We start from the raw sequence: 20,438 nt of genomic DNA, 5'->3' as shown, positions 1-20,438 counted from the left end.
GGGTACCCGGACGTCAGCGCCCGGCCGTGGCGTGGTTCGCGACCTGCGTCGCGGAGAGCACGGTGCTGTAGACGGCCGCGTACCGCATCTGGCCGGTGAACCAGAAGTTCGACGGCTGGCCGGGCCAGCCGGAGACGGTGTCGTACCCGATGCGCCAGTAGCCGGTGTAGTTCTCGGGAGCCGTGTACGCCGCGTTGGACGCGACGAGCACGCCGTCCGCGTAGAGCCGCATCCCGGTGGCGGCCGACATCGTCGCCACGACGTGGTGCCACGCGCCGTCCGTGTAGGTCTTGGGCGAGGTGACGACCTGCGTGGTGCCGTTGTACGCGCCGAAGACGAGCTGTCCCGAGGTGTTCAGGTACACCTGTCGGTCGTGCTGCCCAGAGGTCGTCGCCTGGTTGCTGCCGAACCCGATCAGCATGCCGCCCGCGACGGTGGTCCGGAACCAGACCTCCTCGCTGAAGGTGGTCGGGTTCGCGACCGCCTTCGGCGTCGAGACGAAGCTCGTCGACCCGTTCAGCTGGTAGGCGGTGCCCGCGTCGCGCGGGCAGGCGTTCGGGCTCGGTGCGACCGCCGCCATGGACCCCTGGTAGGTGCCGTTCTGGCTCTTGCCGGACCAGTCGGTCGCCACCGTCGAACCCGAGGCCTCGCCGAGGCGGTAGGCGAACACGGCGTTCGCGGTGTCGGCGCCGACGGCCGCGGAGCAGGTGAAGTACGGGGCCGTCCCGGCGGTGTCCGTGTCGTTCGTGATCTTCGCGCCGAAGGCGGAGCGGGTCGGAGCGAAGGCGTTGAACAGGACGACGACGGCGATCGCGAGGACGAGGACGAGCGCCACGACGCGGCCGTCCCGGAGCCGGCGGGCGATCGCGCCCGGGGCGGACCGGAACGCGCTCACGATGCGCGCACCGCGTCGGTCCGGCCGACGGAGAGGCAGAGCGCCAGCGGCACGAGGCACGCGGCGATGAGGAGCCCCCAGCCGACGGGGCCGAGGTCGATGTTCGAGGTCAGCTGGTAGTGGCCGTTCTTCGTGAGCTCGTGGATGACCATGTGTCCGACCTGCCCGTCGACGAGGTGCAGCGGTTCGGTGCCGGGTGCCGTGACACGGACCGGGAACATGCCCGAGGACACGATGGTCACGTCGACACCGGTGTGGTCGGCGGTGTTCGTGATCGTCGTCACGTTGACGAACGGCTTCAGGACGAACGCCGCGTACGAGACGGTGAGTGCCCCGCCCGCGATGCGGAGGCACGTGCGGGTGACCCGGTCGGTGAAGACGCTCGTGAGCGTCCAGATCACCAACGTGCCGATGAGCAGGAGCGGGGCCGCGCGGAACAGCCAGCCGAGGTGCGGGACGAGGAGCACCGGCGAGCCGATGACGTCGGCCTGCGTGAGCGTCCACGGGTCGGTCGCGCCGTTGATGTCGCCGCGGGTGTGCAGCCCGCCGTCGTGGTCGACGCCGATGATGCGGTGCGTGTAGACGACACCGGGGTTCGCCGCGGTCTCGAACGTGACGACGTCACCGACCGCGAGGTCCGACGTGCGGGCCGGCAGGTCGAGGACGAGCGTGCCGACCGGTGCGGCCACGCCCATCGACGGGGTCTCGACGACGAACCAGCGCCCGCCGGAGCCGAGGAACAGGACCGCAGCGCCGAGGAGGACCGCGGCGACGACGGCGACCGACCAGGCGAGGACGGTCTCGAAGCGGGTGGCGGTGTGTGCGCCGAGGAGCGGCCGGTCGAGCGTGCCGCTGAGCGGGACGGCTGCGGTCTGGCTCATGTGCTGCTCCGGTCGTCGAGGGTGGTGCGGGGTGGGGACGGGGTGGGGTGGTGGGTGGCGACGCTCGGCCGGAGGGGGGTCGGTCGAGCGTCGCCGGTCTGGGGTGGTCCGGGCCGCTAGGCGGTGAAGGTCCAGGTCATCGGCACCGAGGCGGCGAGGCCCTGGTAGGTGTTGCCGGCCGACGAGTCGAGCGTCACGGCGAAGTTGAACGGGACGCTGGCACCGGCCGCCGGGGCGGGCGGCATCGTGAACGCGGTCGAGGCGGCGCCCTTGAAGCTGGCGAGCGTGCCGCTGAACACCGTGGTCGAGCCGGAGGTGATGACGAGGTTCATCTTCGAGCACAGGTCGGTGGCGCTGCCGTTGACGGTGCCGTTGTTGGACTGGGTGCAGGTCGCGCCCGGGGTCAGCGTGAAGGTGGCGGCGTTGGCGGTGCCGGTGTTCTTGATCGAGATCGCGGTGTTCACGGTGTTGCCCGGCGTCATCGTCGTGCTCCCACCGAACTTGTTGATCGTCGAGCAGGTCGCGGCGTTGGTCGAGACCGATCCGCCGTCGGTGCTGGTGCAGGTGACCGTGCCGCCGGCGTTCTGCTCCTGCATGGTCAGGGTGCCGCTGGCGGCGGTGTTGCTGCTGTTGGTGATGCTCGCGGCGAACCCGGACAGCGTGCCGGTGAGCGACAGCGAGAGGAGGACGGCGGCGAAGATGCCCGCGAGCAGGGCGACGGGGGCGAAACGGATCCGCTTCGCTGCGGAGGTGCGGGGCTTCTTGGACACGGGGAACCTCTTCGGTCGGTGTGGTCTGGCTGGTCGGTGTGGTCCGGCTCTTCCGGAGGAGCAAGGGGTTCGGGCCGACTTGCTTCACTCATCAAGATACTCAACCATTCACAAACTTGGCTACTCGTGTACTGTCCCCAGTGTGAGGGACGCCACGGACGGCCCCTCCGGACCCGAACTGGAGGACCTGTGACCCGAGCAGGTGCACCCGAACCCACCACCGACCCCGGCGAGCTCATCAGTGCGTTCGACGCCGTCGTGCGCGCGAACGCCGTGCTCGTCCGGCAGCTCAGTGCCCGCGCGGGCGTGCACGAGAACGCCCTCCGCGCACTCGTGCTCATCGACGACACGGGCTACTCGACCCCGACCGAGGTCGCCGGCTACCTGGGGCTCACCTCCGGTGCCGTCACGAACATGGTCGACCGGATGACCGCGGCCGGCCTCGTCGAGCGCGCGCCGAACCCGAACGACCGGCGGGGGTCACTCCTGCGACTCCGACCAGAGGGCGACGCGGTCGTCCGGGGGTACCGGCAGCGGTACGCCGAGCTGCTCACCGCGGTCGACGCCACGCACGACGGCGACCTCGTCACGCTGCTGAGCGACCTGGCGACGAGCCTCTACGAACAGGCCGGCGCCGCGGAGGGCTGACCGAGCGCGACCACGCCGTCCGCGGCGGCCACGGCGACCGGGTCGTGCGCCGCGTGGACGACGACCGCACCGGCGGCGGCCTCGTCCGCCAGCGCCGCGACGACGAGCGCTGCAGAAGCCGCGTCGACGCCCGCGGTGGGCTCGTCGACCAGCAGCACCGACGCCTCCTGGGCGAACCCGAGCGCGACGAGCACACGCTGCCGCTGCCCGCCGGAGAGCTCGTCGAACGAACGGTGCGCGAGGTCGGCCACGGCCAGGCGCTCGAGCTGGGCCTCGACGACCGAGCGGTCACGCCGCGTGGCCGGGCGCCACCAGGGCCGGGCCCGCCACCGCCCCATCGACACGGCGTCGCGCACGGTCAGCGGGAGCGCGCCGGGCGGGACGGACTGCGGCACGTACGCGACGTCGGCCGGGAGGCCCGCCACCCGCCCGGCGGACCACGGCACCAGTCCGGCGATCGCGTCGAGCACGGTGGACTTGCCCGACCCGTTGGGTCCGGTGAGCGCCGTGACGGCACCGGCCCGGAAGGTCGCGTGCAGTCCGGCGACGACACAGCGGTCACCTCGGTGCAGGGCGACGTCGGTCAGTTCGATGGCGGCGGCTCGGGACACCTGAGCACGCTATCAGTATTGATAGTCGTTTTCATGTAGCGTCTCCGAACGTGACCTGGCTGACCGACCCCTTCTCCGTCGACTTCATGCTGCGCGCCCTCGTCGGTGGCACGCTGGCCGCGGTGCTGTGCGCGGTCGTCGGCACCTGGGTGCTCGTGCGCGGCATGGCCTTCCTCGGCGAGGCACTCGCGCACGGCATGCTCCCCGGGGTGGCCGTCGCGACCCTGACCGGCGTCCCAGCCGCCCTCGGTGCCGCGGCGAGCGCGGGCGTCATGGTCCTCGGCGTCGGAGCACTGCGCCGGCGCGCCCGCCTGTCCTACGACGCGTCGATCGGCCTGCTGTTCGTCGGCATGCTCGCCCTCGGCGTCATCGTCGTGTCCGCGTCGCGCTCGTTCGCGACGGACGTGACCGCGATCCTGTTCGGGGACGTGCTCGCCGTGACCGCGGCGGACCTCGTCGGCCTCGCCGTGGCCGCCGCCGTGGCGCTCGGCACGGCGATCTGCTTCCACCGACCGTTCGCAGCGACGGCGTTCGACGTCCGGAAGGCCGCGACGCTCGGGCTGCGACCGCGCCTGGCGGAGGTGGTCCTCGTCGCCCTGGTCACCCTCGCCGTCGTCGCGTCGTACCGGGCGGTCGGGACACTCCTCGTGGTCGGGCTCCTCCTCGCCCCGGCCGCCGCCGCGCGCGCGTGGACCCGTTCGGTCCGCTCGACGATGCTCCTCGGCGCCGGCATCGGTGCCGCCGCCGTCGTCGCCGGCCTGCTCGTCTCGTGGCACCTCGGCACGGCCGCCGGCGCGAGCATCGCCGTCGTCGCGGTCCTCGGCGTGGCGGTCTCCCGTGGTGCCGCCGCCCTGCTGCACGGCCGCGCTCCGGCGCACCCCAAGCCCACCCGGACCGCCCGGACCGCCCGGACCCCCGGGTCCACAGCACCTCGAGAGGCCCCATGAACCACCGATCCACCCCCGCCGTCGGCGCCGCGCTCGGGCTCACGCTCCTGCTCGCCGCCTGCTCGACCGACCCGGCCACACCGGGAGCCTCCGCGACGACCGACCGCCCGCACGGGTACGTCGAGGGCGCTCGGGAGGCCCGTGAGCCCCAGCTGCGCCTCCTCGCGGTGGACCCCGACGGCCGGACCACGATCCGCGACCTGCTCACCGGCGAGTCCTCCGCGCTCGACACCGTCGATGCCCCGACGCACGCCGCCACGGACGGACGGTTCCTCGTCACGTCCGACGACGACCGGACGACGATCACGGACGGAGGCGCCTGGACGGTCGACCACGGCGACCACACGCACTACTACGCCGCCGAGCCGCGGGTCGTCGGGCACGTCGATCGCGGCGGAGCGGTCGACGTGCACTCCTCGGAGACGGCGACGACGCTGACCTGGCCAGACCACGGCGAGGCCGTCGCACTGGACCGCGAGGCGCTCGGGCAGGGCGAGGTCGAGGAGGTCCTGCGCGTCGAGGCGTCGGTCCTGCTGCCGTTCGGCGACCGCTTCGTCGTCGGGGCCGACGACACGGTGACCGTCCTCGACCGGAGTGGCCGTGCCGTGGGCGATGCGGTGTCCTGCTCGGAGCCCGCCGGCGGCATCGTGACCCGGGCGGGCGCCGTGGTCGGGTGCTCCGACGGTGCGGTCGTCGCGGACGAGGCCGGTGCGACGACGGTCCCGCTGCCCGACGGGACGACGGACCGTCCGACGTCGTTCGCAGCGCGGGCCGGACGGCCCACCGTCGCCGGTGTCGCGGGGAACGGCGGGGCCTGGCTGCTCGACGCACGGGAGCACTCGTGGCGGCACGTCGCCTCGGAACGACCGCTCCGTGCGGTCACGGCGGTCGACGACGCCGACGGGCACGTCGTCGCGGTCGACGACACGGGACGGGTGGTCGTCGTCGCGACGGCGGACCCGACGTCCACGAGTGGCCGCACCGCCACGACCGACCCTCTGGTCACGGCGGACGGCCCGGCCCTCCTCCAGGTCGACGCACAGCGGGCCTACGTCGCCGACCCGACCACCGGGTCGGTGCACGAGATCGACTTCGCGGACGACGCCCGGGTGGCCCGCACGATCGAGCTCGGTCACCCCGTCGCCGCCTTCGCCGAGGTCGGCCGGTGACCCCCGCAGCCCGAGCGACCGCGGCCGCGCGCACGGCCGCCGTACGTGCCACCGTCGTGCTCCTCGTCGCCGGACTCGTCGCGACCACCGCCGGGTGCAGCACGACCGAGCGCGACCGCCCCCTCGTGGCCGTGACGACGAACATCCTCGGCGACGTCGTCAGCGAGGTCGTGGGGGACGCCGCGGACGTCGAGGTCCTCATGCCGGCGGGTGCGGACCCGCACTCCTTCGAGGTCTCCGCCCAGGAGGCCGCACGCCTCCGTTCCGCCGACCTCGTCGTCGAGAACGGCCTCGGCCTCGAGGAGGGCGTCGCTCGGCACGTCGAGGCGGCAGCGGCCGACGGCGTCCCGGTGTTCACGGCCGGCGACGCGGTCGACGTGCTCGACTGGCGCTCCGAGGACGACTCCGGACCGGACCCGCACTTCTGGACCGACCCGCAGCGGATGGCCGAGGTGGTCACGGCACTCGACGACGCCCTCGGCGAGGTCGGCATCGACGCGCCGGGGGCCGACGGCTACCGCGCGCAGCTCGACGCACTCGACGACGAGGTGGCCGCGGCGTTCGCGACCGTCCCCGCCGACCGTCGCGCCCTCGTGACGAACCACCACGTGTTCGGCTACCTCGCCGACCGCTACGGCTTCCGGGTCGTCGGTGCCGTGATCCCGAGCGGGACGACCCTCGCCTCCCCGAGCGCCGCGGACCTCCGCGACCTGGCGTCGGCGATCGAGGACGCCGGGGTGCCGACGATCTTCGCCGACCTCTCCCAGCCGGCCCGACTCGCCGAGGTCCTCGCCGACGAGGTCGGCGTCGAGGTCACCATCACCCCGCTCGCCACCGAGTCGCTGACCGCCACCGGTCCCGCGAGCACCTACCTCGGCATGACCCGTTCGAACGCCGAGGCGATCGCCGACGGCCTGTCGGCTTCCAGATGAGAATGAGAATCAATACAGTGACCGTCATGACGACATCCTCGAAGCGACGCACCGCCGTCGCCCCCGCCCTGCTCCTCGGGGCTGCCACCCTCGCCCTGACCGGGTGCTCCACCGACCCCTCGGACGCGGAGGACCGCGCGGAGCGGACACGCGCTGCGGACGAGACCCGCCTCACCGTGACCTACGACGGCGGGGTGCTCGTCCTCGACGAGGACCTCCACGTGGTGTCGGACGACGCGATCGACGGCTTCACGCGGGTGAACCCCGCGGGCGACGGCCGTCACGTGCTCGTCACCGTCCCCGCGGGCTTCCGCGTCCTCGACACCGCCTCGGACCCGGCGCTCACCGACGCCGTCTTCCCCGCCGACGCCGGCGGCCACGCGGTCGTCCACGGTGACCGGACGACGCTCTTCGCCGACGGCACCGGGGACGTCACCGCGTTCGACCACGACGACCTGACCGACACCGTGGACGGCGGCAGCCTGCCCGAGGTCGACACGACGCGGTCCGAGGCGGCGCACCACGGCGTCGCGATCGAGCTCGAGGACGGCACGCTCCTCACGACCATCGGCACCGAGGAGTCGCGGTCCGGCGTGCGCGCGCTCGACGAGGACGGCTCCGAGGTCGCGCGCTCCGAGGTCTGCCCGGACGTCCACGGCGAGGGCACCGTCGCGGACGAGGTCGCGGTGTTCGGCTGCACCGACGGCGCGCTCGTCTACCGCGACGGCACCTTCACCAAGATCGACGCGCCGACCGCGTACGGCCGCACCGGCAACCTGTTCACCACGGACACGAGCCCCGTGGCGGTCGGTGACTACAACGACGACCCGGACAGCGAGGGCTACCTCCTCGACCAGCTCGCACTGATCGACACCGAGCAGGGATCGTACGAAACTGCGGACCTGCCCGAGGGCGTCGGCTTCACCTTCCGTGACCTCGCGCGCGGGCCGGACGACGAGGCGATCGTGCTCGGCTCCGACGGATCCCTGCACACCGTCGACGTCACGACGGGCGAGCACCTCGCCACGTTCCCGGTCATCGACGCGTGGGAGGGCCCCGTCGAGTGGCAGGACCCGCACCCCGCCCTCAAGGTGGCCGGCGACACGGCCTTCGTCACCGATCCGGCGACGAAGACCGTCCACGCCGTGGACCTCACCAGCGGCGAGGTCGTCGCCTCCAGCGACGAGCTCCCCGGCGTCCCGAACGAGATCGCGGTCGCGTAGCGCCGAGACGGACCCGATGACGGACGGGAGGCACGGTGCGGGCCCGCACCGTGCCTCCCGTCCGTCCAGTGGGTGCGTCAGCCCCAGACGCGGTCCGCGATCGCGACCACGCTGCGGACCTTCGCCCACTGCTCGTCCTCGGAGAGGACGTTGCCCTCCTCCGTCGAGGCGAAGCCGCACTGCGGGCTCAGCGCGAGCTGCTCGAGCGGCGCGTACTGCGCGGCGTCCCGGATGCGCTGCTCGACGACCGCCGGGTCCTCGAGCTCGCCGGTCTTCGACGTGATGAGTCCCAGCACGACCACCTGGTCGCCGTGCGGCAGGAACCGCAAGGGCTCGAAGCCGCCTGCGCGGTCGCTGTCGTACTCGAGGAAGAACCCGTCGTAGCCGGTGTTGCCGAGCAGCTCCTCGGCCACGGGCTCGTACCCACCCGACGAGATCCAGGTCGACCGGAAGTTGCCGCGGCACACGTGCGTCGTCACCACGAGGTCCGACGGCCGACCGTCGAGCACGCGCCGGACGATCGACGAGAACCGGGCGGCGATGCCGTCGGTGTCGATGCCGCGCTCACGGGCCTTCTCGAGCTCGACGTCCGAGCAGAGGTACGCCCACGCGGTGTCGTCGAGCTGCAGGTAGCGCACCCCGACGGCGTGGAACGCGGCGATCGCGTCGCGGTACGCCGTGACGAGGTCCTCGGTGACGGCCGCGCGGTCGGCGTAGTGGTCGGTCCGGAGCTGGTCGGCGTCGAGCCGGAAGTCGAACACCGTCGGCGACGGGATGGTGAACTTCGCCGTGACGCCGCGGCGGGCGGCTTCCTGCACCACGAACCGGGCGTGCGCCAGGAAGGGGTGGTCCGCCGGGAACGACACCGGGCCGGTCACGCGGAGCCCCTTCGGCGTCGTGGAGACCCCCTGGAACGCGATGCCGTGGTCGAGCTCGACGACCTCGACGCCGTCCAGTCCGCCCCAGAAGTCGAGGTGCCACCAGCTGCGCCGAGCCTCGCCGTCGGTGACGACCTGGAGCCCGGCGGCCTGCTGCGCGTCGGCGAGCGCCCGCACGGACTCGTCCTCGACGGCGCGGAGGGCGTCGTCGTCGACGGTCCCGGCGGCGTGGGCGGCGCGAGCCCCCTGCACTGCGGCGGGGCGGAGGAAACTGCCGACGACGTCGGCTCGGAACGGCGGTCGCGGTGACATGCGCCGATGGTACCGACGCGGAACCAGGAGCCGGGAGCCGACCGCGTCGCGCGGCGTAGTGTGCGCCGCATGCCCGCACTGACCGACACGTTCACCCTGTCCAACGGTCTGCACATCCCGAAGATCGGCTTCGGCACGTGGCAGATCCCGTCCGGCAGCGATGCCTACGACGCCACGAAGACCGCCATCGAGGCCGGCTACCGCCACATCGACACCGCGCTCGCCTACGGCAACGAGGCCAGCGTCGGTGAGGCCGTCCGCGACAGCGGTGTCCCGCGCGACGAGTTCTTCATCACGACGAAGCTCCCCGCCGAGGTGAAGACCGCGTCCGGCGCCCGTGACGCCTTCGAGGAGTCGACCCGGAACCTCGACCTCGGCCACGTCGACCTCTACCTGATCCACGCACCGTGGCCCTGGAGCGACATGGGGTCCGACCACCGAGACGGCAACGTCGACGTGTGGAAGGTGTTCGAGGAGCTCTACGACGCCGGCCGCACGAAGAGCATCGGCGTCTCGAACTTCGCGGTCGCCGACCTCGAGGACCTGCTCGGCCGGACCGACGTGGTCCCGCACGCGAACCAGATCCGGTGGTTCATCGGGAACACGCAGGACGAGACCACCGCGTTCGACCGTGCGCACGACATCCTCACCGAGGGCTACTCGCCGCTCGCCACCGGCGGCCTCCTCGACAACGCGCAGATCCGCGACATCGCGGCGGAGTACGACAAGTCCGTCGCGCAGGTCGCGATCCGGTACCTGCTCGAGAAGGACGTGCTGCCGCTGCCGAAGTCGACGACGCCGTCGCGGATCGCGGAGAACGCGGACGTGGACTTCGTGCTGTCGGCGGAGCACGTCGCGGCGCTCGACGCGCTGGAGGACACGACGGCGTGAACCGACCAGGTGACACGCCGGGAACAGTCGGCGGCCGCCGCCGGTTGCACCCGGTGATGCCGCAGCCAGCGGCAACGACGAAGCCCAGGAGGCCAGCATGACCACCACCGAGACCGCCATCCTCGCCGGCGGGTGCTTCTGGGGAGCGCAGCAGCTCCTCCGTCGCCGCCCGGGCGTCATCAGCACGCGCGTCGGCTACTCCGGCGGCGACACCCCGAACGCCACCTACCGCAACCACGGCGACCACGCCGAGGCCGTCGAGATCGTGTTCGACCCGTCGCAGATCTCGTACCGCGACCTGCTCGAGTTCTTCTTCCAGATCCACGACCCGTCGACGAAGGACCGGCAGGGCAACGACGTCGGCCGCAGCTACCGGTCCGCGGTGTTCTTCACGAACGACGAGCAGCGCCAGGTCGCGCTCGACACCATCGCGGACGTCGACGCGTCCGGGATCTGGCCCGGCAAGGTCGTGACCGAGGTCGAGCCCGCCGGTGACTTCTGGGAGGCCGAGGAGGAGCACCAGGACTACCTCGAGAAGCACCCGCACGGGTACACGTGCCACTTCGTGCGTCCGGGCTGGAAGCTCCCGCACCGCGACGAGGCGACCGCCTCGGCGTGAGTGCGCACGCCTGACGGCGTGACCGCATGACGGACTGGAGGCGCGGTGCCAGCTGGCACCGCGCCTCCAGTCCGTCCCTGGCTGGCGTCAGCCGCGCGGCACCAGCAGGTCGATGGCCGTCAGCTCCTCGTCGGTGAGCGGCGCACCGTCGAGCGCCGCGAGCGTGTCGTCCAGCTGCCGGACGCTCGATGCGCCGACCAGCGCGGACGTGACGGCCGGCTGCCGGAGCACCCACGTGATCGCGAGCTGCGCGAGCGACTGCCCGCGTGCCGACGCGATGTCGTCCAGCGCCCGCGCCGTCCGCAGGTAGTCGTCGTCGATGCGGTCGGCGCCGAACCAGCGTCCCTCGGCGGCACGCGACCCGACCGGCACCGACCCGTCGAGGTAGCGGTCCGTCAGGAGCCCGCCGGCGAGCGGCGAGAACACGATCGCCCCCGTGCCGATCCGGGTGAGCTCGTCGAAGAGCCCGCCCTCGGGCGTCCGGTCGAACATGCTGTAGCGCGGCTGGTGGATGAGCAGGTGGATGCCCTCCGCGGCGAGCGCCTCCGACGCGGCACGGGTCTGGGCGGGGTCGTAGTTCGAGATGCCGGCGTAGAGGGCCTTGCCGGAACGGACCGCGGTGACGAGCGCGCTGACGGTCTCCTCGATCGGGGTCGACGGGTCCGGGCGGTGCGAGTAGAAGACGTCGACGTACTCGAGGCCGAGCCGCCCGAGGGACTGGTCGAGCGAGGCGAGCATGTACTTGCGCGAGCCCCAGTTGCCGTACGGGCCCGGCCACATGTCGTACCCGGCCTTGGTCGACACGACGAGCTCGTCGCGGTACGGCCGGAGGTCGTCGGCGAGGACCCGGCCGAACTGCTCCTCGGCGGCGCCGGGCGGCGGACCGTAGTTGTTCGCGAGGTCGAAGTGGGCGATCCCGCGGTCGAACGCGTGCAGCAGGATGTCGCGCTGCGTCGCCAGGGGTCGGTCGGTGCCGAAGTTGTTCCAGAGCCCGAGGGAGATGCGCGGCAGGAGGAGACCGCTCCTCCCCACGCGCTCGTACGGGAGCTGCTCGTAGCGGTCGTCGGCGGGACGGTGGACGTCGTGCATCGTTGCTCGATCCGGGTCGGGGTCGGGAAGCGGCCGGCGGGCCGGGATCGACGCTACCGTGCGGGCGGGCCGGTCCGGTCGCGACCTGGCAGCATGCAGGCAACCGCCCGTCACCCGTCCGCACACGAGGAGCCGCCCATGCCGCAGGTCACGACACCCCGAGGAGTCATCGAGTACCGGGAGGACGGCGACCCCGACGGCACGCCCGTCGTCCTCGTGCACGGGTTCCCCGACGGCCCGTCGACGTGGGACGCCGTCGTGGCTGCACTGCCCGCCGGCCTCCGGGTGGTCCGGCCGTCGTTGCGCGGCGTCGGCGGCAGCAGCGTGCACCCGGAGGAACGTTCCGGCCAGGTCGCAGCCCTCGCGACGGACCTGCTCGACCTGTTCGACGCGCTCGACCTGCACGACGCCGTGCTCGTCGGCCACGACTGGGGCTCCCGAGCCGCCCACGCGGTCGCCGCCGTCGCGCCCGAGCGCCTCCGGGGGCTCGTGGGGATCGCCACCGCGTACGGGCCGCGCTCGGGGCTGTCCACCCAGCAGACGCTCGACGACGCCGCCGTCGCCTGGTACCGGTGGTGGCTCTGCACCGAGGTCGGCGAGGCCGCGTTCCGGAAGACACCCTCGGAGCTGCTCGTCTGGTCGTGGGACCACTGGTCGTCCCCGGACGTGATCGACCCCGACGACCGGCAGGCGCTGCTGGCGTCCTTCGCGTCCGACGAGTTCACGGACACCGTCGTGCACTACTACCGGCACGGCGCCGGGGAGGCACCGGGCAACCCGCGGTACGCCGACCTGCAGGCGACGCTCGACGCGTGGCCGTCGATCCACGTGCCGACGACGTTCCTCGTCGGTGACGCGGACGCGTGCGAGACGGTCGCGGCGGCGCGGGATGCCCGGTCGTCGTTCGACGGCGACTTCCGACTGGTCGAGCTCGCGGGCGTCGGGCACTTCGTGCAGCGTGAAGTGCCGGCGGAGGTCGTGGCGGCGGTCGCCGAGCGGCTCTGACGCGGCGGCGGCGCGCCCGGTCCGGCAGCAGGTGACCACTCCCGGATCTCATACCGGGGTAGGGGGCGGTCGACCCCGCGGGCGGATGGCAGCGCGCCGCCGCGTCCGTAGCGTCGTCCTCGTCGGCGAGCGCCGCCGACGGAGGGAGGCACCCCGTGCTCGACCAGATCACCCCGTTCGTCGTCGACCTGGCGGCGAGTCCGCTCGTGTACGTCGTGCTGTTCGCGCTGTGCCTGCTCGACGGCTTCTTCCCGCCTGTGCCGAGCGAGACGGCCCTCGTCGCCGTCGCCGCGGTCGCCGCCACGTCCGGTCAGCCGGTGCTCGTCGGCGTCCTGGTCGCCGCGGCGGCCGGAGCGGTCGCGGGCGACTCGGTCGCGTACTGGATCGGTCGCCGGATCGGACTGACGCGACTCGCGTCCTCCCGACGTCCGAGGATCGCCGCGGCGTTCGCGTTCGCCGAGCGGCAGATGGCGCGGCGTCCCGCGAGCCTCATCCTCGTCGGCCGCTACATCCCGGTCGGCCGCGTCGCGGTGAACACCACGGCAGGCGCGACGAAACTCCCCTACCGCCGCTTCCTCGGCATCAGCGCGGTCGCGGGCAGCGCCTGGGCGGCGACCTCGGTGGGCATCGCCCTGGCGACGTCGTCGGTCCTGCACGAGCCCGTCGTCGCGGCGCTCGTGTCGATGGTCGTCGCGGTGGTGCTCGGTGTCGTGGTGGACCGGGTGATCGGTAGCATCGGCCGCAGGCGCGAGGCCGCTGCGGCCCGACGACGCGCCACCCTCGAGCGGACGCCGCGCACGCGCACCCCCGCTCCGACCGGAGAGACTGCCCGCCCGTGACCAGCGACGACCACGAACCGAGCTCGGCAGGCGCCCCGGCCGCGCGCGATGTACGCCGAGCGCGCCGCCGCTGGCCGTGGTCGACCCGCCGCGAGTGGGCCACGTGGCCGGTGGTCGTCGCCCGTCTCGTCCTCGTCGTGATCGCCGCGACGCTCTTCGCCGTCGCCGCACCCGTCACCGCCGTCGTGTACGGCGTCCCGGTACCGCTCGCCCTCCTCGTCACCGCCGTGCTGTCGGTGTCCCTCGGCCTCGCCCCCGTGCTCCCCCGCACGGCCTCCGTCGCACACCTCGTCGCGGTCGCGGCCCTCGGGGTGATGACGATCGGCGGCGACGTCGCCCCGTGGCCACTGCCCGTCACCGCGATCATCGGCGTCGGCGCACTCGTGGTCGTCCTCGGCGTCCGCACCGACTGGCGGCTCACCGCGGCGGTGTGGACCGCCGCGACGGTCCTCACGCTCGCCCTCGTCGCGGTGGCACCGTCACGCTGGGAGCCCGCGGACGTCTGGGCCTCCACCTTCGTGGTGTCCGCCGGGTCGACCCTGCTGCTCGCCGGCGCCGCCGTCGCGATCGGACAGCGGCGGGCCGTCCGCGTCGAGCTCGCCGAGGCACGGCGGGACGTCGAACTCGAGCAGGAGCGTCGGCGCACCGTCGAGGAGCGGGCCCGCATCGCCCGTGAGCTCCACGACGTCGTCGCCCACAGCATGTCCGTCGTCCACATGCAGGCCGAGTCCGCCCCGTACCGCGTCCAGGACCTCCCGCCGGAGGCCCGTGCCGAGTTCGCCGCGATCGCCGGCACCTCCCGCACCGCCCTGCGCGAGATGCGCCAGCTCCTCGGCACCCTCCGCGGAGGGGCCGACGCCGAGCGCGCACCGCAACCGCAGCTCGCCGACCTCCCCGACCTGGTCGAACGCACCCGGGTCGCCGGCATCCCGGTCACACTGCACCTCGACGCCGTCGACGGCGACGCGGACCGGCTCGCGCAGCTCACCGCCTACCGGGTCGTGCAGGAGGCGCTCGGCAACGTGGCCCGGCACGCGCCCGGCGCGTCCACCGTCGTGACGGTCGGGAGGCACGGTGCGGCCCTGCGCGTCGAGGTCACTAACTCCGCGCCACCGGCAGGCACCGTCGCCGCACCGCCGCCCGACGACGGCGGCTTCGGGCTCGCCGGCATGCGGGAGCGGGTCGCCGCGCTCGGCGGGACCGTCGAGCACGGCCCGCGGCCGGACGGCGGCTTCCGCGTCGCGGTGACCCTGCCGACGACGCCGGCGCCGGCTTCGTCGACGCGAGCCGACGAGGAGCAGCCGTGACGCGGGTGGCGGTGGTCGACGACCAACAGATGTTCCGCATGGGACTGCGGGCGATCCTCCAGGCCCAGGACGACCTCGAGGTGGTTGGCGAGGCGTCGGACGGCGCCGAGGCGGTCGCACTCGTGCTGCGGGAGCAGCCCGACGTGGTGCTGATGGACGTGCGGATGCCGAACCTCGACGGCATCGAGGCGACCCGGCGGATCACCGCAGCCCCCTCGGACCGCCCCGTCCGGATCGTCATGCTGACCACGTTCGACGTCGACGACTACGTCTTCGACGCCCTCCGCGCCGGAGCGAGCGGGTTCCTCCTCAAGGACGCGTCGGCCGAGGAACTCGTCGCCGCGGTGCGGACCGTCGCGGGTGGCGAAGCGCTGCTCGCGCCGCGGGTGACCCGGCACCTCGTCGAGGCCTTCGTCGCCGCCCCCGCACCGGCCGCACCGCGCACCGAGGTCCTCGACGTGCTCACCGAGCGGGAGCGCGACGTGTTCCTGCTCATCGCCCGTGGTCGGTCGAACGGTGAGATCGCCGCCGAGCTGTTCATCGCCGAGCAGACCGTGAAGACCCACGTCGGACGCATCCTCGCGAAGCTGCAGCTCCGCGACCGGGTGCACGTCGTGGTGCTCGCACACGAGAGCGGGCTCGTCGGACCGGGGTGACCGATGCCGCGCCGCGATCCTGGTCAGGCGCACACGACGATGAGCGTGCACCCGTCGGGGCCGGCGCGGAACCAGCGCTCGTGCTCGGGCGGGACGCCCGCCGCGTCGCCGGCGGAGAGCTCGGTCTCCACGCCGTCGACCACGAGACGGCCGGAGCCGCGGACCACGACGTACGCGTCCTCGTCGCCGTCCTCGCGGTGGTGGTGCGGCACCGTGGCCGCGCCGGCAGGGGAGGTCGACCTCGTACAGCCCGAAGCGACCGATGCCGAGCGGGCCGCTCAGTCGGCGGTCGTACGGACTCGAAGCCGGGTGCTGCGAGGCGTCGGTCGGGACGGAGGCGATGTGCACCACGGAGGCGGTCATGCCCGTCACCGTACGGGCCTCCCCCTGTCCCACTGCACGGTCGGCCGACCGTCCTCGAAGGCGAGCTCCGTCGCGGCGATCATCCACGTGTGGCCGTCGTCCGGGTTGCCCTGGAAGAACAGGTACTCGCGGCCGTCCTCGTCACGCAGGTACCCCGGGTGGCCCGACTCCGAGTGGTTCCAGCTCCCCTCGGGCCCTGCGGGGACGAGGGGCTCGTCCGACCCGCGCGTCCACGTCCGGCCGTCCGGGCTCGTCGCCCAGCCGATCTGCTGCGGCGCGTTGTTGTACGCGCCCGCGTAGAACATCGTGAACCGCTGGCCGTCCCAACGCAGCGCCGGGGCCTCGATGCAGTCCTGCTCCCACGGGAGCTCGGGTGCGAGCGCCGGCCCGTCGACGGACAGCTGCTCCCAGTCCCCCGGCCCGTACGCACTCCCGATGCGCGCCCGCGAGGTCCCGAGCAGCTGCGTCGTCATCGTCGGGTCGCGGGTCACCCACGCCAGGAGCAACCAGTCCCCTGCCACGACGAGGTCCGCGTCGATCGCCCGGCCGCACGTCCAGTCGCCCGACGGCCGGAACACCGGGTTCTCCGGGTTCGGGGTGAACGTCAGGCCGTCGTCGCTGACCGCGTGGCAGATCGAGTCCTCCCGGCCGCGGCCGTAGGTCTGGAAGAACAGGTGCACCCGGCCGTCCACGACCACCGCACCGGGTGCCGCCGCGCCGCTGCGGTCGTAGTCGCCGAAGGGCGGCAGCACGGCCACCGTCCGCCACGACACCAGGTCGCCGCTCTCGGCGATGCCGATCGACCAGCCCTCCGGCTCGGCGTCGCTGGCCGACGGCAACGAGCAGTAGAGGAGGTAGCGGCCGCCGAAGCGGATGACCGACGGGTCCTTCGCGTACGGGCGGCCGCGGCGGGAGGTGTCGCCCCACGGTTCGCCGAGGAGTCGGACGGAAGCGTCGTCGCTCATCGGTCCATGGTGCACCCGTGGGCGCCTCCTGGGGCTCCGCACAGTCCCGCATAGGGGCCCAGCGGCACTGTGCCGGGCGTGTACGTCTTGCGGTGCTCGAGCTGTCCATCACCCGATGAACGACAAGAGCCTCAGCTCCCTGCGAGGGAGCCGAGGCTCTTGATCGTGGCGGTACCGGTGGGATTTGAACCCATTGCTCGGTGTTCGTATCTGCACGAGCAGACCCCGGATCGCCGAGTTCATGGGGAAGTTGTCGACGAGTCGGGCCAGTCAAAGCCGTTCCCGGCCAGGTGGTGGTGCACCAAATAGCACCACGGCGATGCTTGGGGACGCCCACTCCCGAGAGCAACGCGGAGGCGAAGCACCCGCCCCCGGGTGGGCGCCCGGATAGCGCCCCGCCATCGCGACTGTCTGCGGACCACCTATGTGAGACAGATGGGTAGAGCTGCGTGCGACCGCGACGGCTCGTACGCCGGAGGACCGCCCATCGAGACGACATCCGCTGGCCCGTGGAAGCTCGACGGTCAGTGGCGGACGCTACGGTTCACCCATGTCCTTCGCCGAACGCATGGGGTTCACGTCACCCCGGTCCGTAACACAGACAGGCGCGCTCGACACGGAGACCAGGACTGAACTCTGGAACACCGTCTATGTGATTCGCGGACTCACGCAAGATGCGATGGCCTATGACGTCGATACAGCGATCACTGCCGCAATCTGGGCTTGGTACTTCAAGAACGCCCGTGATGAGCAGCCGCGCGCCGAGAAGGTCTGGGGGCTGGTCAAGTCGGCCATTATGGACGGTGAGTGGTTCGAAGCCTTGGACTGCATCGAGGCCTACGGCAAATACCTGCACCGATTCTCGAACCAGTTCACATACCAGGTTCCGGACACTTTCGATGGCCTTCTGAATGCCACCCTCGAACGGTACCTCGTCGGGTACCGACTGATCGAGCGAGAACTCGTTCCACTCAGCGACGACATGTCAATCGCCGCGGTAACGGACGCGCTGGATCTCACGGTCCAGCTCAACGGTGCTCGGAACCACCTGCTTCGTGCGACAGAATTGCTTGCCGATCGGCAGATACCGGACTACCCGAACAGCATCAAGGAAGCAATCTCGGCGGTGGAATCCGTTGTGGCGACGGTTACGGGCGAGGGCACGCTCGGTGCGGGGTTGCGGAAACTCAAGACAGCGGGCATCGAGCTTCACCCCGCGCTGGAGGGCGCCTGGTCAAAGATGTACGGTTGGACGTCTGACGCGCAGGGTATCCGTCACGCGGCTATCGACCAGGCGGATGCTGACCAAAGTCTCGCAAAGTACATGCTCGTCGCGTGCTCGGCATTCGTGTCCTACGTCATCGAAGCCGGCAGGAAGAGCGAGCTCATCTGATCCTCGTTACACCGGCAGGCGAGCAGCAAGCCGGTCAGTACCTCAGGCGGCTTGATCCTGATGTCTTTTGCGAGCTCGGGGCTCAGGCGGACCTACGGTCGCGCCCCCCGGCCACGTTTGGGTGTCTACGGGGGAGTCAAGTGCGCCGCTACACCTTCTCGCTACGGTTCCGCGAAAACGTCCGGCCAGCGATCGACTCTCGCGACGCGTCACCGCGTTCGAGCGTGATCCTTTCGCTACACCAGAACTCGCTGCCCCCTATGTGGGGGAAGGGTACAAGAACCAAACCTTCCCCGGAGCGGTCCCGAATACTGTTCGACTCCCCCGGGGATATCCGGGGCGCTGACCAGCCGCAACCAGCTGGTTCTCCACCCTCCTGCAGGGTGTGTTTGGCGTGCGCACAGCAAACCGCGCCGGACACCAACCAAGAGAAGGACAGAACATCATGCGCAAGAGCCTGAAGACCTCGATCACCCTCGCCACGACCGGCGCGCTCGTCCTCGGTGGCGCCGCGTTCGGTGTCGGTGCCGCGAACGCCTCGACGCCCGCGATCCACACCGTGTCCTCGTCCTCGTCGAAGATCCCCGCCCCGGTCGCCTCGGTGCCCGAGGTCCTCGGTGGCACGACGGCGGTGAAGCTCGACTCGGGCTTCACCGACGCGCTGACCGCGCTGAAGCTCACCCCCGGGGTGTCGGGCAACGCCAAGCTCGAGGACGGGTCGGTGTCGTTCCCGATCACGGCCGGTTCGGTGACGTACTGGAACCCGGACGGCTCGTACCGTCCGTACGTGCAGGGGCTGCTCAACCACGACGACTCGGGGCTGACGCTCAAGGCCGGTGACACGACGGTGACGCTGGAGAACTTCGTGGTGAACCCGGGGTCGTCCAAGCTCTACGGTGACGTGCTGGTCAACGGCAAGGTCGCCGTCGCGAACGCGTACCTGTTCGAGCTCTGGGGTGGCACCCTCAAGCCGCTGCAGCTCGAGGGCGACAACGCGATCCTGACCGGCACCACGGTCCACGTGTCCGAGGACGCCGCTGGTCTGCTGAACAAGACCTTCGGCACCGACGCGGTCAAGCGCGGCCTGCTCGTCGGCACCGCGACCATCACCGCCAAGATCAAGTAAGCCGCTGCTGCCGAACCCCACCCTCGGGGCTCGGATACCGCTCGGGACGCTCGCCGCATACGACTGCGGGCGTCCCGAGCTTTTTCGCTCCGTGGGCGGCTATCGATCGTTGGCAGGACAGCGCGACTAGGTCGGTCACGGTGTCGGCGTGTGTGTGGTGAGTGTGTGGCGGAGCGCGAGGACGCCGTCGCGGACGCGCGTCCCAGCGGTGCTGATGCTGATCCCCAGGAGCTGTGCGACTTCGGGAATGGTGCGTTCACCCAGGTAGCGCAGGAGCACTGCTTCGCGTTGCTTGTCGGTCAGCCCGGCAAGCGCTGCCCGGAGCCGTGACCGGATGTAGAGCGCGTCGCGGTCGTCTGCGTGATCGACGCTGTCGTGATCACGGATACCGATGCGGAAGTCGCGGCGTCGCGCGGCCTCACGGCTCCGGATCCTGTCGATCGCGCGGCGACGGGCGATGGTTCGCAGCCACGACAACAGGTCGGAGCGGGCGGGGTCCCACTGGTCGGGGTGGAGCCAGAGGTCGAGAAAAGCTTCGTGAACGACGTCCTCGGCCAGGTGCGGATCGATGATGATCGTCGCTACGAACCCGCGTAGTCCGGCGGCATGATCACGGTACGCCGTGGCGAAGAGCACCCGGTGTTCCGGCGTCGCCTCAGCGGTCATCGGTCCTCGCCCGGAGAGCGCGTCCTGCCGAGGTCGCCACGGGGAAGCGGGCGGAACAGGGTCCAGACGGTCTTGCCGGCGGCGTTGTCGTTCCATGTGGCTGTGGCCGCGGGTTCGGTGCTGCTGTGCAGCCCGTCGTGGCTGACGGGGCGGGTGCAGCGCCAGCGGTCGAAGCTACTGGGGCATGGGGTGGGAGGAACGGCTCTGGCCTGTTCTGTCGGTGGGAGGGTCGTCGCGGGGATTCGGGGAGGAC

21 protein-coding genes and 1 pseudogene are annotated in these 20,438 nt (G+C 71.8%); 13 read left to right on the top strand and 9 right to left on the bottom strand.

Annotation, left to right across the window (positions count from 1 at the left end):
- Window positions 1–13: 13 nt before the first annotated feature.
- The 3 genes from ACRQ4C_RS01760 to ACRQ4C_RS01750 all read right to left on the bottom strand — a co-directional run bounded on the left by ACRQ4C_RS01760 (window position 14) and on the right by ACRQ4C_RS01750 (window position 2,546).
- Complete coding sequence (locus ACRQ4C_RS01760; RefSeq protein WP_439689848.1) at window positions 14–895, bottom strand: LamG domain-containing protein; 882 nt, start codon at window positions 893–895, stop codon at window positions 14–16.
- Window positions 892–1,776: a S26 family signal peptidase gene (locus tag ACRQ4C_RS01755; RefSeq protein WP_439689847.1), complete on the bottom strand. Its 885-nt coding sequence runs from the start codon at window positions 1,774–1,776 to the stop codon at window positions 892–894. Before ACRQ4C_RS01755 ends, ACRQ4C_RS01760 begins: the two co-directional genes overlap by 4 nt.
- 116 nt (window positions 1,777–1,892) lie before the next feature.
- Window positions 1,893–2,546, bottom strand: coding sequence for a hypothetical protein (locus ACRQ4C_RS01750; RefSeq protein WP_290133130.1), 654 nt, complete (start codon window positions 2,544–2,546; stop codon window positions 1,893–1,895).
- A 189-nt stretch (window positions 2,547–2,735) separates the two neighbouring features.
- Here ACRQ4C_RS01750 and ACRQ4C_RS01745 point away from each other — a divergent pair, with 189 nt between their 5' ends.
- A complete protein-coding gene (locus ACRQ4C_RS01745; protein ID WP_290133131.1) occupies window positions 2,736–3,194 on the top strand; it encodes a MarR family winged helix-turn-helix transcriptional regulator in 459 nt (152 codons plus the stop codon).
- Here ACRQ4C_RS01745 and ACRQ4C_RS01740 read toward each other — a convergent pair.
- Entirely contained in the window at window positions 3,164–3,805 is a 642-nt protein-coding gene (locus tag ACRQ4C_RS01740; protein ID WP_439689846.1) for a metal ABC transporter ATP-binding protein, read from the bottom strand. The genes ACRQ4C_RS01745 and ACRQ4C_RS01740 overlap by 31 nt on opposite strands.
- 50 nt (window positions 3,806–3,855) lie before the next feature.
- On the opposite strand from ACRQ4C_RS01740, the gene aztB reads away from it, so the two are divergent.
- The 4 genes from aztB to ACRQ4C_RS01720 are packed head-to-tail and all read left to right on the top strand — an operon-like array spanning window position 3,856 to window position 8,076.
- The gene (gene aztB / locus ACRQ4C_RS01735) at window positions 3,856–4,752 is read left to right on the top strand and encodes a zinc ABC transporter permease AztB (protein ID WP_439689845.1); all 897 of its coding nucleotides are present in this window, start codon (window positions 3,856–3,858) and stop codon (window positions 4,750–4,752) included.
- Window positions 4,749–5,921, top strand: coding sequence for an ABC transporter (locus tag ACRQ4C_RS01730; RefSeq protein ID WP_439689844.1), 1,173 nt, complete (start codon window positions 4,749–4,751; stop codon window positions 5,919–5,921). Before aztB ends, ACRQ4C_RS01730 begins: the two co-directional genes overlap by 4 nt.
- Window positions 5,918–6,853, top strand: a complete 936-nt coding sequence (locus ACRQ4C_RS01725; RefSeq protein ID WP_439689843.1) for a metal ABC transporter solute-binding protein, Zn/Mn family — start codon at window positions 5,918–5,920, stop codon at window positions 6,851–6,853. The genes ACRQ4C_RS01730 and ACRQ4C_RS01725 overlap by 4 nt, the downstream gene beginning before the upstream one ends.
- A gap of 26 nt (window positions 6,854–6,879) precedes the next feature.
- Window positions 6,880–8,076 (top strand): hypothetical protein, encoded by a 1,197-nt coding sequence (locus ACRQ4C_RS01720; RefSeq protein ID WP_439689842.1) that lies wholly within the window; start codon window positions 6,880–6,882, stop codon window positions 8,074–8,076.
- 77 nt (window positions 8,077–8,153) lie between these two features.
- Here ACRQ4C_RS01720 and ACRQ4C_RS01715 read toward each other — a convergent pair whose 3' ends face one another.
- Complete coding sequence (locus ACRQ4C_RS01715; protein WP_439689841.1) at window positions 8,154–9,266, bottom strand: 5-methyltetrahydropteroyltriglutamate--homocysteine S-methyltransferase; 1,113 nt, start codon at window positions 9,264–9,266, stop codon at window positions 8,154–8,156.
- 69 nt (window positions 9,267–9,335) lie between these two features.
- On the opposite strand from ACRQ4C_RS01715, the gene ACRQ4C_RS01710 reads away from it, so the two are divergent.
- Window positions 9,336–10,157: an aldo/keto reductase gene (locus ACRQ4C_RS01710; protein ID WP_439689840.1), complete on the top strand. Its 822-nt coding sequence runs from the start codon at window positions 9,336–9,338 to the stop codon at window positions 10,155–10,157.
- A 97-nt stretch (window positions 10,158–10,254) separates the two neighbouring features.
- Window positions 10,255–10,776 (top strand): peptide-methionine (S)-S-oxide reductase MsrA, encoded by a 522-nt coding sequence (msrA, locus tag ACRQ4C_RS01705; protein ID WP_439689839.1) that lies wholly within the window; start codon window positions 10,255–10,257, stop codon window positions 10,774–10,776.
- A gap of 87 nt (window positions 10,777–10,863) precedes the next feature.
- Here the strand turns inward: msrA and ACRQ4C_RS01700 are convergent, their stop codons facing one another.
- Window positions 10,864–11,865, bottom strand: coding sequence for an aldo/keto reductase (locus ACRQ4C_RS01700; RefSeq protein WP_439689838.1), 1,002 nt, complete (start codon window positions 11,863–11,865; stop codon window positions 10,864–10,866).
- A gap of 138 nt (window positions 11,866–12,003) precedes the next feature.
- Between ACRQ4C_RS01700 and ACRQ4C_RS01695 the strand changes: the two genes are divergently transcribed.
- The 4 genes from ACRQ4C_RS01695 (at window position 12,004) to ACRQ4C_RS01680 (ending at window position 15,672) form a co-directional block, all read left to right on the top strand.
- On the top strand, window positions 12,004–12,870 hold the full coding sequence (locus tag ACRQ4C_RS01695) for an alpha/beta fold hydrolase (protein WP_439689837.1): 867 nt from the start codon (window positions 12,004–12,006) through the stop codon (window positions 12,868–12,870).
- Between the two features lie 155 nt (window positions 12,871–13,025).
- On the top strand, window positions 13,026–13,709 hold the full coding sequence (locus tag ACRQ4C_RS01690; RefSeq protein ID WP_439689836.1) for a DedA family protein: 684 nt from the start codon (window positions 13,026–13,028) through the stop codon (window positions 13,707–13,709).
- Entirely contained in the window at window positions 13,706–15,016 is a 1,311-nt protein-coding gene (locus ACRQ4C_RS01685; protein ID WP_439689835.1) for a sensor histidine kinase, read from the top strand. Before ACRQ4C_RS01690 ends, ACRQ4C_RS01685 begins: the two co-directional genes overlap by 4 nt.
- The gene (locus tag ACRQ4C_RS01680) at window positions 15,013–15,672 is read left to right on the top strand and encodes a response regulator (RefSeq protein WP_439689834.1); all 660 of its coding nucleotides are present in this window, start codon (window positions 15,013–15,015) and stop codon (window positions 15,670–15,672) included. Before ACRQ4C_RS01685 ends, ACRQ4C_RS01680 begins: the two co-directional genes overlap by 4 nt.
- Window positions 15,673–15,695: 23 nt before the next feature.
- Here the strand turns inward: ACRQ4C_RS01680 and ACRQ4C_RS01675 are convergent.
- Together ACRQ4C_RS01675 and ACRQ4C_RS01670 are read right to left on the bottom strand one after the other, a co-directional pair.
- Window positions 15,696–15,893 (bottom strand): annotated as a pseudogene (locus ACRQ4C_RS01675) (cupin domain-containing protein); the annotation flags it as partial.
- 147 nt (window positions 15,894–16,040) lie between these two features.
- Window positions 16,041–17,000 carry a family 43 glycosylhydrolase gene (locus tag ACRQ4C_RS01670; protein ID WP_439689833.1) on the bottom strand — a complete coding sequence of 320 codons (960 nt, stop codon included), beginning with the start codon at window positions 16,998–17,000 and terminating at the stop codon, window positions 16,041–16,043.
- A 550-nt stretch (window positions 17,001–17,550) separates the two neighbouring features.
- On the opposite strand from ACRQ4C_RS01670, the gene ACRQ4C_RS01665 reads away from it, so the two are divergent.
- Window positions 17,551–18,393 carry an AbiJ-NTD4 domain-containing protein gene (locus ACRQ4C_RS01665; protein ID WP_439689832.1) on the top strand — a complete coding sequence of 281 codons (843 nt, stop codon included), beginning with the start codon at window positions 17,551–17,553 and terminating at the stop codon, window positions 18,391–18,393.
- 445 nt (window positions 18,394–18,838) lie between these two features.
- Window positions 18,839–19,519: a hypothetical protein gene (locus ACRQ4C_RS01660; protein WP_439689831.1), complete on the top strand. Its 681-nt coding sequence runs from the start codon at window positions 18,839–18,841 to the stop codon at window positions 19,517–19,519.
- 135 nt (window positions 19,520–19,654) lie between these two features.
- On the opposite strand, the gene ACRQ4C_RS01655 is transcribed toward ACRQ4C_RS01660, so the two are convergent.
- Window positions 19,655–20,185, bottom strand: coding sequence for a sigma-70 family RNA polymerase sigma factor (locus tag ACRQ4C_RS01655; RefSeq protein ID WP_439689830.1), 531 nt, complete (start codon window positions 20,183–20,185; stop codon window positions 19,655–19,657).
- Window positions 20,186–20,438: the final 253 nt, after the last annotated feature.

Origin of the sequence: Curtobacterium sp. SP.BCp (assembly GCF_051903255.1) — a bacterium.
In the GTDB taxonomy this organism is placed as follows: Bacteria; Actinomycetota; Actinomycetes; order Actinomycetales; family Microbacteriaceae; genus Curtobacterium.
The sequence above is the reverse complement of the archived record's forward strand: the minus strand, read 5'-3'. Positions and strand labels throughout refer to the sequence as shown.